Annotated in this window: 10 protein-coding genes; 3 read left to right on the top strand and 7 right to left on the bottom strand. The window is 38.2% G+C overall.

Annotated elements, in window-relative coordinates:
- Positions 1 to 67: 67 nt before the first annotated feature.
- A complete protein-coding gene (locus CRG87_RS03285; RefSeq protein WP_074425117.1) occupies positions 68 to 553 on the bottom strand; it encodes a hypothetical protein in 486 nt (161 codons plus the stop codon).
- Between the two features lie 430 nt (positions 554 to 983).
- Between CRG87_RS03285 and CRG87_RS03290 the strand changes: the two genes are divergently transcribed.
- From CRG87_RS03290 to CRG87_RS03300, 3 genes are all read left to right on the top strand, one after another.
- Complete coding sequence (locus tag CRG87_RS03290; protein ID WP_074425115.1) at positions 984 to 2,021, top strand: PTS sugar transporter subunit IIC; 1,038 nt, start codon at positions 984 to 986, stop codon at positions 2,019 to 2,021.
- Between the two features lie 81 nt (positions 2,022 to 2,102).
- Positions 2,103 to 2,459, top strand: coding sequence for an arsenate reductase family protein (locus CRG87_RS03295; RefSeq protein WP_074425113.1), 357 nt, complete (start codon positions 2,103 to 2,105; stop codon positions 2,457 to 2,459).
- A 96-nt stretch (positions 2,460 to 2,555) separates the two neighbouring features.
- Complete coding sequence (locus CRG87_RS03300) at positions 2,556 to 4,952, top strand: Xaa-Pro dipeptidyl-peptidase (RefSeq protein WP_074425111.1); 2,397 nt, start codon at positions 2,556 to 2,558, stop codon at positions 4,950 to 4,952.
- A gap of 57 nt (positions 4,953 to 5,009) precedes the next feature.
- Here CRG87_RS03300 and carB read toward each other — a convergent pair whose 3' ends face one another.
- The 6 genes from carB to CRG87_RS03330 form a co-directional block, all read right to left on the bottom strand.
- Positions 5,010 to 8,192 carry a carbamoyl-phosphate synthase large subunit gene (gene carB, locus CRG87_RS03305; RefSeq protein ID WP_074425109.1) on the bottom strand — a complete coding sequence of 1,061 codons (3,183 nt, stop codon included), beginning with the start codon at positions 8,190 to 8,192 and terminating at the stop codon, positions 5,010 to 5,012.
- Positions 8,185 to 9,270, bottom strand: a complete 1,086-nt coding sequence (locus tag CRG87_RS03310; RefSeq protein ID WP_074425108.1) for a carbamoyl phosphate synthase small subunit — start codon at positions 9,268 to 9,270, stop codon at positions 8,185 to 8,187. The genes carB and CRG87_RS03310 overlap by 8 nt, the downstream gene beginning before the upstream one ends.
- The gene (locus CRG87_RS03315) at positions 9,271 to 10,545 is read right to left on the bottom strand and encodes a dihydroorotase (RefSeq protein ID WP_074425106.1); all 1,275 of its coding nucleotides are present in this window, start codon (positions 10,543 to 10,545) and stop codon (positions 9,271 to 9,273) included.
- Positions 10,545 to 11,501, bottom strand: a complete 957-nt coding sequence (locus CRG87_RS03320) for an aspartate carbamoyltransferase catalytic subunit (RefSeq protein ID WP_074425104.1) — start codon at positions 11,499 to 11,501, stop codon at positions 10,545 to 10,547. Before CRG87_RS03320 ends, CRG87_RS03315 begins: the two co-directional genes overlap by 1 nt.
- 159 nt (positions 11,502 to 11,660) lie before the next feature.
- Positions 11,661 to 12,200: a bifunctional pyr operon transcriptional regulator/uracil phosphoribosyltransferase PyrR gene (gene pyrR, locus CRG87_RS03325; RefSeq protein WP_074425102.1), complete on the bottom strand. Its 540-nt coding sequence runs from the start codon at positions 12,198 to 12,200 to the stop codon at positions 11,661 to 11,663.
- Positions 12,201 to 12,436: 236 nt separating this feature from the next.
- The gene (locus CRG87_RS03330; RefSeq protein WP_074425101.1) at positions 12,437 to 13,360 is read right to left on the bottom strand and encodes a dihydroorotate dehydrogenase; all 924 of its coding nucleotides are present in this window, start codon (positions 13,358 to 13,360) and stop codon (positions 12,437 to 12,439) included.
- Between the last annotated feature and the right edge of the window lie 70 nt (positions 13,361 to 13,430).

Raw genomic sequence — 13,430 nt, forward strand, 5'->3', positions numbered from 1 at the left:
TGACTACTAGCAAAAAGGGCCTCAACTTAAAGTTGAGGCCCTTTTGATTTGTAAATCACTTAATAACTTAATTGTCTTTGAGTTTTGAAATCAGATTTTCTTGACGCTTAGGATTAATACGGTAGTATGCCGAAGAAATACCTAAGAAAGTTAAAATGACTGTACCGACAATTAGCCAGAGGACACTTTCAATGTGAAGCTCGCCTAAGAACTCATATAAAGATGAGACCATCTTAAGCCAACCACCAAGTGACACAAAGTACCAAGCCGTAGCTTTATCAATAAAACTCATTGCAGTTCTCAAATCTGATTCATTCTTGATAATGTCACCTAAAATTTTCACTGCACGTTTTTTCTCAAGATAAATCTTAACTATTGGTGCAATCCAATAAAGTGGTGAGATTTTCGGTTGTGATTTACTAGACTGATTAAATTCGGTCAAAAACCACTTATAATCATAAAGCTCCATCAATCCCTGATATAAAGGAAAAGAAAAGAGCAACCAGTCACCCAAAAAGCTAATAAAATTAATAAACGTAGATATTTTAATCACTTCTCCTTTTTCTCAAACCTGATTATGGAAAATCCATAATGCAATTACTGAATATTTTAGTTCAACAAAGGTGTCCTTAACAAGTATTAAATAGTTTATTTTTTAGGAATTATTTTCTATTTATGATTAGTACTTAATATTTACACTAAATATTTTATTTTTAATTTTGCTTGCTTTTTAAAATTTAGTTTAGTATGATATTGATTAAATATTTATGAGAGGTACGGATTATTATGACAAACATAAAAACTAATCTAACACCAGTTAAATATTATTTTTGGTACTTTAGTGAATGATCTGAGTGCCTAATTTGTATTGTCTTAGACACACAGTTCAAATAAAATGCTGTGTGTCGTAGCTTAAGTACTTCTTCTCGAGTAATGCTCACACAGCGATTGACTGTGTGAGTTTTTTATTTCGGGAGAAAAGAATGAAAATTTTAAAAAGAATTACCTTAGATACGCTTAATGGCCTATCCACAGGAATAGTAGTCGCGTTAATTCCAGGCGCTTTAGTTAGTCAATTAATTAAAGTACTCCTACCCATGTTTCCTCAACTAGGATTCATCCTTACCTTTACTACTTTTGCTTCTTCACTTCTACCTGCAATTAGTGCCGTTTGTGTTGGTATGACTGGTAAGTTGACCCCTATCCAAACTTCATCCATTGCACTTGCAGCTACTGCTGCAGCTGGTAACTTTACGATTCAAAACGGTAAAGTTGTGGTAATCGGCAGCGGCGACGTAATTAATGTCGCAGTCACGATCATGGTTGCCTACGCATTAGTCCTGTTTTTAGGTAAAAAGTTAAAGGCATACACAATTTTACTTGTCCCCCTAATTGTTTTGGTAGTTGCAGGTGGAATTGGAAGTCTCACCAGAATTCCAATAAGTGCATTTACGAGAATAATTGGTCTAGGAATTGAACATCTAACATCACTGCAACCGATTCTAATGGGAACACTGATGGGAATTGTTTTTGCAATCCTTGTCGTTTCACCTATTTCATCTGTCGGCATCGCAACTGCAATTAGTATTCACGGTATCGCGGCTGGTTCTGCCAATTTGGGAATTACTGCTGCAGCTTTTGCCCTAGCAATTTTTGGTTGGAAAGTAAATTCATTCGGTACCTCAATTGCGCATTTTTTGGGTTCACCAAAAATGCAGATGGCAAACCTACTTACTCAACCCAAGCTGTTGATTCCACTTGCAGTTAACGCTGGAATTATGGGTGCTTTAGGCGCAATCTTTGGAATTGTTGGTAATCCAATGAGCGCTGGATTCGGTTTCTCCGGTTTGATCGGACCAGTTGCTGCTATGACCGGCCGACAAGCTAATTTTGCTAACATTGCTTTAATTACAATCCTCTTTTTCATTTTACCTATCGCACTTGGAATTATTGCCAACTACTTGTTATCGGTTAAAACCCACTTTTTTACTGGCAAAGATTTCGAATTAGATTTTGAATAAAAATGACTTAGCCTATATATTTTCTATTTAATTAATCACTGCTATAATAAGTTCCAAGATGATTAAGAAAAGGAAATAATAATGATTAATTTTTATGGTTATAAACGTTGTTCAACTTCTAGAAGTGCACAAAAATGGCTTCAAGATCATAATGTTGACTTCACTTTTCAAGATTTAGTTGAGCAACCTCCTCGAAAAGAAGATCTTGTTAAGTGGATGACAATGCACCAAGATCGAGGGCTAAAATATTTCTTTAATACTCATGGTCAAGACTACCGCAAGTTGAACTTAAAAGAGCGCGTTCCAGAAATGTCAATTGAAGAGGCTGCCGATATGATGTCGAAGAACGGTAAACTAATTAAACGCCCACTAGTTGTTGACGGTAAAAAACTAACCTGTGGCTTTAAAGAAGATTTATATGAAAAAACTTGGCTGTAAAAACGGATGTAAAAATCCGTTTTTTATTTATCCTCTTTTTAAACTTTCGTAACATCTCAAGAACAGGTAAAATAAGAAAATAATAAGGAGGACAAGATGAAATATAACCAGTATGCATATGTTGAAACAAAATTAGAAACGCAGGTTAAAGAACTACTACAAATTAAATTTTTGCCTGCTAACTATCAGGATCTATCTTTTGCGCAACTATTAGCCGAAATGGTAGAAAATTGTCGGGCTGAAGTTCAGCCAAATGATGAAAACGCTCGTGCTACAAAACTAAATGAATTTGCTGTTTCACCTACACAAACCTTGGCAGCTTTCTTGGAGACAAAACCAGAAGAAATTTCATTGATTGAATTTTATAATATCGCTTTACAGTTATTGGACTACCGTGTTCATTATGACTACGACCTAAATGATCCCTGCAAGACGATGAAAAAGCAAGCTTTGCCAATGGTCGACAGTATTAGTAATAAAGAAGAACTAATTAGTGCCTTTTACCGATTATTAAATACGCGCACCAAAAACGGTCAGCTGCTAATCGATGTAATGGCTGGCAAAGGCTATTTTTATAACCGTAAAAATGAATTGCCTACTAACCAGTTTGTCTTCTTGAACGGTAAAAGCTTACCAGTATTTGACACTAGCAAAGTAATTCGAGAAGTTGTTTATGTTGAAAGTGATCTAGATACTGATGGCGACGGCCAATCCGACTTACTTCAAGCAACTATTTTTCGTCCTTTCGAAAGTGAAAAAATGCCTGTTCCAGCCTTGTATACAGCTAGTCCCTACTTTGGTGGAATTATTGACAACGAAAAACGTAACCATAATGTTGACGAAAATCTGACGGATGCTACTGAATGGACAAATCCACAGTACGAGCCATCTGCCATAGTCAAAGCGAGAAAACCAAGTGATGAAAATACTTCTTCTGCAACTGAAATGGCTGTCGGCAAATCTTCTTATACCCTAAATGAATATTTGTTAGCTCGCGGCTTTGCCAGTGTTTTTGCTGGTGCAATCGGTACACGAGGAAGTGACGGTCTGCGAATCACAGGTGCCCCAGAAGAAACTGAGAGTGCCAAAGGAATTATTGAATGGCTTCATGGAGACAGAATTGCCTATACCGACCGCTCGCGAAAACATGAGATTAAAGCAGATTGGTGCAACCATAATATTGGAATGACCGGTCGCTCATATTTAGGGACTTTACAAATTGCAATCGCAACGACTGGTGTTGCCGGATTAAAGACAGTTGTCTCTGAAGCTGCTATATCTTCTTGGTATGACTACTACCGTGAACACGGCCTTGTAATCGCTCCTGAAGATTGTCAAGGTGAAGACTTAGATTTATTAGCAGAAACTTGTCAATCTAACTTACTGGATTCAGGTGACTACATTAAGATTAAGCCTAAATATGATGAAATGCAGGCTAGTCTACTAGAAAAAGAAGACCGTAAAACGGGCCAATATTCTGATTACTGGGAAAATAGAAATTACCGTCATCATACAGATAAAATCAATTGCTCTTGGATTAGCGTTCATGGCCTAAATGACTGGAACGTCAAGCCGAAAAATGTCTATAAAATTTGGCAAAAAGTAAAAGACTTACCGGTTGAGCACCACTTATTTTTACACCAAGGACCTCATTATAATATGAATAACTTGGTATCAATTGATTTCACTGATTTAATGAATTTATGGTTTGTTCACGAATTATTGGGTATCGAAAATAATGCCTACAATCAATGGCCAACTGTCATGATTCAAGACAATCTCGAGGCCGATATCTGGCACGATGAAGAGGACTGGAGCAATGACGTTGGTCAAAAAGTAGTTTACTACCCAACTGACGATGCCGAATTGCAAAAAGATGGTAACGGCAAAAAGAAGCTTGCTTTTCTTGATTTAGGTGGTAAAGATTTTAAAGCAGCTAAAATTTCTGAAAGTGCTTGGCAAGATAAATTTATTGCTGGTGATGAAAAATGGGCTAAGCCTAGTCTTCGCTTTACAACAGATGAGTTTATTCACCCAGTAACTATTGTTGGACGTCCTGAAGTAAAATTACATGTTTCATCTAGTCTTAACAAAGGCCAAATTTCTGTTGCTCTAGTGGAGCTTGGTGACCGTAAGCGTCTAACTGCAGTACCAAAATTCCTGATGCGTGATGGCCAAGAACTTGGTTTTCGTTTTGGAACAGATACATTGCAAGAATTTGTTCCTGATAAGCTATCTCATGCTAAATTAATAACTAAGGCTCACATGAATCTACAGAATTATGCGGACATGCAAAAACCTGCAGCAATTGAGCCCGGAGAATTCTATGATTTGAGCTTTGAATTACAACCTACTTACTATAAAGTTCCAGTAGGCAGCAAACTATGCTTAATTATCTATTCAACTGACCAAGGCATGACCAAACGACCACTTGAAGAAACAACTTATACGATTGATCTCGCAAAAACAGAAATCAAATTTAACGAAAAATAAATTGAAGCAAAAAGAGAACTACGGATAACCCGTAGTTCTCTTTTTGTTAGCTTTTTTCTATTTTAAGCTCGTTGTTATAAATGAACGATTTTCCAAAGCGATTAATAGTGCTCGCGCTGTATCTAGACTAGTAATCAATGGAATATTTTGCTGGATTGCATTTTGTCTAATAATGAAGCCATCAGAGTTTTTGGCCACATCGTGCCCCATTGTATTAATTACTAGATCAATCTTACCATTTTTAAACTCACTTAAAAGGTTGTCTTCCTTTTCTTCATGGATTTTACTTACTTCAGTTACATGAAGGCCATTATCCCGCAAGAAGTTAGCTGTTCCACTAGTGGCAAAAATTCTGTAACCGATTTGAGCAAATCTTTTGGCAATCGGTAAGATTGCTTGTTTGTCACGGTCCTCAATTGTTAACAAAACATTGCCGCTGTCAGGAATTTGCATATTGGCGCCTGAAAAGGCCTTGTACAATGCTTTAGGGAAGCTCAAGTCGCTACCCATAACCTCACCAGTTGATTTCATTTCTGGTCCAAGGTAACTATCGACATCAGCAAGCTTACTGAATGAAAAGACAGGTGCCTTAACACTAATCATTTTTGGTTCAGGAGCCAAGCCATCAGCATAACCTTGCTCTTTCAAGCTCTCACCCATAATTACTCGTGTTGCTACTTGTGCCATTTCAATATCAGTAATTTTACTCAAAAATGGAACTGTTCGACTAGCACGTGGGTTAACTTCAATAATATAAATTTCCCCATCACGCTCAATTAGCTGCAAGTTCATGATACCATGACAATTTAGCTTCAAGGCTAGTTTCTTGGTAACATCAGCAATTTTTTGCTTAATATCAGGGGTAAAGGTTTGAGCTGGGTAAACAGCCATTGAGTCACCAGAGTGAACTCCGGCGTGTTCAATATGTTCCATAATTCCTGGAATTAGAACTGTTTCGCCATCACAAATTGCATCAACGTCACACTCGCGACCGTCAAGATAGTCGTCAACCAGGATTGGATGGCTGCTGGCGATATCAACGTGATTATTTAAGTAATCTTCGAGTTCTGCTTCAGTATAAACAATTTCCATTGCCTTACCACCAAGCACATAACTAGGTCTTACTAAAACAGGATAACCAAGTTGCTTTGCTGCTTCAATTACACCGTCGTGCGTGGTAGTAGTTATACCTTGAGGTTGCTTTAATCCTAATTCTTTAACTACTTGGTCAAACAATTCACGGTCTTCAGCACGGTTCAAATCAGCCACACTAGTACCTAAGATCTTAACTCCATGTTCTTCTAAGCCCGCAGCCAAGTTGATTGAGGTTTGTCCACCAAACTGAATAATGACACCCTCAGGCTTTTCTAAGTCACAAACGTTTAAGACATCTTCTAAAGTTAATGGTTCAAAGTATAATTTATCTGAAATAGAGAAATCAGTTGAAACAGTTTCTGGATTAGAGTTAATGACAATTGCTTCATATCCCATTTTCTGCAATGCCTTCACACAGTGAACAGTAGCGTAATCGAATTCTACCCCTTGACCAATTCTAATTGGACCCGAACCAACAACCAAAACTGATTTTTTGTTAGTTTTCAAACTTTCATTTTCAAGATCATAAGTTGAATAAAAGTATGGTGTCTTAGAAACAAATTCTGCAGCACAAGTGTCAACCATTTTATAGACTGGAATAATTCCGTTACTCTTACGTAAACTACGTACCTGATCTACATTTTCATTCCACAAGTTGGCAATAGTATCATCGCTAAAACCGTATTTTTTGGCATTCTTTAATATGGCAATATCATCAGGATTTGCTTGAATTTCTTTTTCTAATTCTACAATGTGCTTAACGATATCCAAGAAGTAGAAATTAATTTTTGTCAACTCATGCACGTCTGAAATTGAGTAATCTCTTCTAAAGGCCTCAGCAATATAGAAGAGACGGTCATCTTGTACCTTAACTAATTTAGTTTCAAGATCTTCGTCGCTTGCTTCATGTGCTTCTTTAGAGAAAAAGTCTTTTTGATCAATTTCAAGTGAACGCACAGCTTTTTGGAATGCTTCTTCAGCTGTACGACCAATTGCCATTACTTCTCCAGTGGCTTTCATTTGTGTACCAAGTTGACGATCAGCCTTGGTAAACTTGTCAAATGGAAAACGTGGAATCTTGCAGACAACGTAATCAAGCGCAGGCTCAAATTCAGCAAAAGTTGTACCAGTAACAGGATTCTTGATTTCATCTAAAGTTAAACCAACAGCAATTTTGGCTGCCATCTTGGCAATCGGATAACCAGTTGCTTTAGAAGCTAAGGCTGATGATCTTGAAACACGAGGGTTAACTTCGATAACATCGTAGTCAAAACTATTAGGATCAAGGGCTAACTGAACATTACATCCCCCTTCAATCTTCAAAGCTCTAATCAAACGCAAGGAACAGTCTCTAAGCATTTGATACTCTTTATCAGATAGAGTTTGAGAAGGCGAGAAAACAATTGAATCTCCTGTGTGAATACCAACTGGATCGAAGTTTTCCATACAACATACAATCATGGCATTATCATCATGATCTCGCATTACTTCAAATTCGATTTCTTTGTAGCCAGCAATTGATTTTTCAATTAAACATTCAGTTACTGGTGACAATTCCAAACCATTTTTGGCAACACTAGCAAGTTCTTCGCGGTCATTACAAATACCGCCACCTGTTCCACCCATTGTGAAAGCAGGACGAACAATTATTGGATAGCCAATTTCATCACCAAAGTCTAAAGCTTCTTGAACGGTTTTAACACTTTTTGAAGGTGGAACTGGTTCGCCTAATTTTTGACACAGTTTTTTGAACTTCTCTCGGTCTTCTGCTTGTTCGATTGACTCAAGTTTAGTTCCCAGAAGTTCAATATTTAACTCATCCAAAATACCAGTTTCAGCTAGGGATAAGGCCATGTTTAAGCCAACTTGACCACCCAAAGTAGGTAAAATTGCATCAGGATATTCTTGACGAATGATACGTGAGACTGAATCAACTGTTAATGGCTCGATATATACTTTATCGGCAATTGTTGTATCAGTCATAATTGTTGCTGGATTAGAGTTAACCAGTACTACTTCATAACCTTCTTCACGTAAAGCAAGACAGGCTTGCGTTCCCGAATAGTCAAATTCGGCAGCTTGACCAATAATAATCGGACCAGAACCGATCACCATTATTTTTTTGATATCTGTTCTTTTAGGCATGCTTCTGTGCTTCCTTTCTTTGATCAATCATTTGCATGAAATAGTCAAAAATACTTTCTTCATCGTGAGGTCCAGGGGTACTGTCTGGGTGGAATTGAACTGAAAAAGCTGGATACTTTTTATGGCGTAATCCTTCTACAGTGCCGTCATTAACTTCAACGTGAGTAATCATGAGGTTTTCTGGATCAACCGAATCGCGATCAACTGCGTATCCATGGTTTTGTGAAGTAAAGCCGATATTACCAGTTGCAATTTCACGCACTGGGTGGTTAAAACCACGGTGACCGAATTTCATTTTATAAGTTTTGGCACCATTAGCTAAGGCAAATACTTGGTGACCCATACATATACCCATCAAAGGAATATGCTTTTCCACCTCTTTAACCATTTCTACGGCATCTGCCATTTCAAGCGGATCACCAGGTCCATTGGACAAGAGCACACCGTCTGGTTTCAATGATAAGATTTTTTCGGCCGAAACTGTGTAAGGTAAAACAACACAGTTACAGTCACGTTTGGCAAGCTCACGTAAAATACTGTTCTTTAAGCCAAAATCAACTACAACGATATTACGTTTTGAACCAGGTACAGGGTAAGAAGTAGAAGTTGAAACTCGACTAATTACACCTTGAGTAACATTGGTCTTTTTAAGCTCAGAAGCAACTGTCTCTGCTTCTTCTTTTGAATCGCAGATTTGTCCTCTCATAGTTCCATGCATTCTCAACTTTTTAACCAGTTCCCTGGTATCGATTCCCTGGATTCCTGGGATATCCAAGCTTTCCAAAAAGTCTGGTAAAGTTGTTTGCATCCGCCAATTATCTGGGTAGCGTGCAACTTGATGGCAAATCACGCCCTTAATGCCAGGCTCAAGTGATTCATAATCTGCCAGCGTAATCCCATAATTACCAATTAACGGATTGGTAAAAACTAAAATTTGATCTGCATATGATTGATCCGTAATAGCTTCTTGATAACCTGTCATACCTGTTGTGAATACGACTTCACCTTTGGTTTCTCTTTTGCTGCCAAAGCCTTCGCCTTCATATATGCTGCCATCTTCTAAGATTAAGTATCTCATTTAATTTCCTTCCTTTTGGTAAACAACTTTACCATCGACTATGGTCATGGATGTTTGACCATAAACTTCATCCCCCGTAAAAGGAGTATTAGTTCCTTTTGATAAATAATCAGTTTCGGCAATTTTATGACTACTATTCAAGTCAAAAATTGCAATATCTGCGGGTTGTCCTAAAGCTATCCTGCCCGCTTGACTAAGTCCAAACGCTTCGGCAGGTTTAGCAGTTAACCATTTCAATAACTGCGTTAGTGAAAAAACACCGGTTTTAACAAAATGGGTATATAGTTCGCTAAAGACAGTTTCGCTCCCAGTGATGCCAAAGGCGGCTTTTGCAAAACCACCTGCCTTATCTTCTTGGGTATGCGGAGCATGATCTGTTGCAATCATATCAATTGTACCGTCAAGTAAACCTTCAATTAGCGCTTGTTGATCAGCCTTACTTCTAAGTGGCGGATTCATTTTATAGTTACCGTCATTTGCAGGGATGTCGTAATCCGCAATTAACAAGTGATGTGGTGCAACTTCACAAGTAACGTTAATACCTGCCTTCTTGGCAAGTCTTACCAAAGCCACACTCTTTTCAGTTGAAACATGACAAATGTGATATCTCACACCCGTCTTTTGTGCAAGCAATAGATCACGTGCAATTTGTGTTGTCTCGGCCAACTCAGTAACTGGCCGCACCCCAAACTCCTCTGCTTTTTTTCCTTCATTTATCACACCCAGATTAAAAAGCGAATCATCTTGCGCGTGCTCAGCGATGACTAGATTATTCTTCTTTGCTTGCTGCATGGCCAAGTACATTGTTTGTGCACTCTGAACACCCTTACCATCGTTACTTAATGCAAAACAGCCTGCTTCTTTTAAGCCGCGATAATCCGGAATCTCATCGCCTATTTCATCTGTCGTTATCGGACCATACTGCATGATATGAATCACACCATGGTCCTGATTATTTTTAACCATCTCAGACATTAATTCCGGTGTGTTAGGTACTGGAATAACATTTGGCATAGCACCAACAGTAGTGAAGCCACCATGCGCTGCTGCTTTAGAACCAGTCTGCACGTTTTCTTTATTAGTTTGGCCAGGATCACGATAATGAACGTGAACATCAACTAAGCCAGGACTAACCAATTTTCCACCTGCATCAATTTCATTGTCTCCTGTAAGTGATTGTCCAATAGCAACTATTTTGCCTTTTTCAATTAAGAGATCACCTGGCTCAATTCGGTCCCCGATAAAAAGTTGACCGTTTTTAATTACAGTTGACATTAGGAAAGGCCTCCTAGCTTGCGCCCACGCACTACAGCTTCAATCATTGCCATTCTCATAAATACCCCATTTTCCATTTGGCGAACAAAGCGGCATTTAGGTGCTTCTACCAGTTCACTTGCCAATTCAACTCCACGGTTAATTGGACCTGGATGCATAATAATGGCATCATCTTTCATTTGATCATAGCGTTTCTGATTAATTCCAAATTCTTCGTGATATTGCTTTGCATCAAACTGTGCTTCATTTGGATCACCAGCGTGACGTTCATGTTGAACCCGTAAGAGCATCATGACATCCATTTGGTCGACTAATTCATCAAGCTCTTTAAACTGACCATACTGATCATATTTGCTGTCGTACCAGTAGCTTGGGCCAGAGAAGTAAACCTGCGCACCTAACTTATTTAAGAGCTCCATGTTGCTCTTAGCTACTCTTGAGTTAGTGATGTCACCGACAATTGCAATTTTGAGATCTTTAAAATGACCAAATTGTTCGTAAATTGTCATCATGTCTAGTAGGCATTGCGAAGGATGTTGTCCACTACCGTCACCAGCATTAATTACGCCAATGTTTAAATGCTCATTTTCCTTAGGATGGATTAACTCTTCATAATATTCATTCTCAGGATGTCTAATCACTTCGAGATCAATTCCGACGGCTTGCATAACTAGTGAAGTATCATAAAGCGTTTCGCCTTTCTTAGTTGAACTATGAGATGGATCAAACGGAATAACCGTTAATCCTAACTTTCTTTCAGCCATTTCAAAGCTAGTATGCGTCCTACTAGAATTTTCGAAAAACATGTTTGTAACATATACAGGCTCAGTTAAATAAGGTCTAGCACCACCATTTTTAAAGTATTGTGCACGCGCAATCAATGCTTCAACTTCTTGCACACTCAGGTCTTCAACACTGACGAATGATGATAAAGTGACTAAATTGGTCGTTTTCATTTTAAAACTCTTTTCTTTTGCAAAAAAATAAACCGGAAGCTTTTACTCCAGGTTTATCAAAAGGGAATTTTATTTTATGCAGTGCCGCACAAAAGAAACTCAAGCCCTTCTGACCCTCTCTGGAGTCAATTAAATGGTTGAATTAAATCATAACTTTTATCACGATAGTGGCTTCAGTTCAACACTATCTTTTTGATCAATTTCTTCAACTTTAACGGCAACTTGCTCGTTTGAAGAAGTTGGAATATTTTTACCGACAAAATCAGCTCTAATTGGTAACTCACGGTGACCGCGATCAACTAACACGGCAACAGAAATTGAGCTCGGACGTCCCATGTCCATCAATGCATCCATAGCCGCACGAATTGTTCGGCCAGTGTAAATAACATCATCAACAAGGATTACATGTTTATCAGTAATATTAACGCCCAATTCATCTGAGTTAACAACAGGATCCTGTTTTAAAGAAGCATCATGACGGTCATCACGATAAAGTGTGATATCAAGTTGACCAAAAGGTACATCTACGCCTTCAAGTTTTTGAATCCGGTCGTGAATACGTTGTGCTAAATAAACACCACGAGTTTTGATGCCAACTAAAACTAAATCTTCTGTGCCTTTATTATGTTCAATAATTTCATAAGTAATTCGTGTCAAAGCACGCTTCATTGCAAGCGCATCCCAGATTTCTTTTGCCATCATTTTTCTCCTATTACCGTTGCTATGAAAAAACACCTAGTCTAAATGAGACTAGGTGCTTCCTAAAAAGTTTGATACTTAATTAAGCCTGCCTTGCTAGCCTCACTGGACTAATTTAAAGGACATATTTCTATTTAAATATACGTGTTCCACTCCTACTTGTCAACTAAAAATCTTAGGTTTTAGCTGAATTCAAGAAAGAGTATCAAACATAAATTTGCTCTTACTTGTTAAACTTAGTTAAACTCGACCTGATTAACTAAGTCATTAATGTCTCCGACACCTAGTTCTTCAAGTACCGCTGGCAAATCACGTACAATATGTGGACATGCTAATGCATCCTTAAAATGAGCACTGCCAACTTCGACTGCATTAGCACCTGCTAGCATAAATTCGACAACATCTTTTGCAGATTCAATTCCACCCATTCCGATAATTGGCAAGTTAGTAGCCTGACGCACTTGATTAATCTGATACAGTGCAATTGGCTTTACAGCGCTACCAGAATAACCGCCGATATTGTTACCTAAAAGTGGTTTACGTGTTTTAAGATCAATCCGCATCCCAGTTACCGTGTTAATCATTGCCAATCCATCAGCGCCACCAGCTTCTGCTGCACGCGCAATTTCAGTTGTGCTTGTTACATTTGGCGTTAACTTAATATAAATTGGCACATTAACCGCAGCCTTAATTTTAGCAGTTAAACTTTCAACGAGTTCAGGATGAACACCAAAGGTCATGCCACCTTCAGCAACATTAGGACAGGAAAAGTTGATTTCTAGTGCATCAACTAAGTTTGAATTAGCTAATTTAGTTGCTACTTCAACGTAACCCTCTTCACTTTCACCACCTACGCTTGCAATTAGTGGCAGCATCGGATAACTCTTTTTCAATTCAGGTAATTTGTCGCTTACGACTTGATCAACTCCTGGATTTGTTAGGCCAACCGAGTTAAGTACCCCATTGTCTAAAACGGCAATTTGTGGTTGCGGATTACCAACTCGCGCTTTTGGCGTAGTTGTTTTAATTACTAGTGCACCTAATTCATTCAAATCAAATTTCTTAGCTGCTGGTACGTCGCCAAAACCAAAAGTACCACTAGCAGGCATGATTGGATTTTTTAAATTAAGTCCTGGTAATTTTACGCTGATATTTGTCATAAGTTCCTCCAAAAATGAATGCTCTCAGTCATTACAATTATTTTTGGCTCTATTTTACACGTTTTTTCAT

The sequence above is a fragment of the Lactobacillus apis genome, from assembly GCF_002837055.1.
Taxonomy (GTDB): domain Bacteria; phylum Bacillota; class Bacilli; order Lactobacillales; family Lactobacillaceae; genus Lactobacillus; species Lactobacillus apis.